At 60.9% G+C, this 312-nt stretch carries 1 pseudogene; it reads right to left on the bottom strand.

Going from position 1 to position 312, the window contains the following annotated elements:
- Window positions 1–312 (bottom strand): annotated as a pseudogene (locus FQK12_RS27655) (transketolase); the annotation flags it as partial.

Below are 312 nucleotides of genomic sequence, written 5' to 3'. Positions count from 1 at the left end.
GCGATTTCCGCGTCGCCCAGCGGCGCGCCGTGGGAGTCGTGGGTACCGGCTTTGTTCGGCGAACCGAAACCGATGATGGTTTTGCACATCAGCAGGGACGGTTTGTCGGTAACCGCACGCGCTTCCTCTACCGCGCGTTTAATCGAGTCAGCATCGTGACCGTCAACGCCGCGCACCACGTGCCAGCCGTAGGCTTCAAAACGCTTCGCGGTGTCATCGGTGAACCAGCCTTCGACGTGACCGTCGATGGAGATGCCGTTGTCGTCATAGAACGCCACCAGCTTGCCCAGTTTCAGGGTACCGGCCAGAGAA

It is taken from the genome of Klebsiella sp. ME-303, from assembly GCF_007910085.1.
In the GTDB taxonomy this organism is placed as follows: domain Bacteria; phylum Pseudomonadota; class Gammaproteobacteria; order Enterobacterales; family Enterobacteriaceae; genus Klebsiella; species Klebsiella michiganensis.
This window is presented reverse-complemented; position numbering and strand designations above follow the sequence as displayed.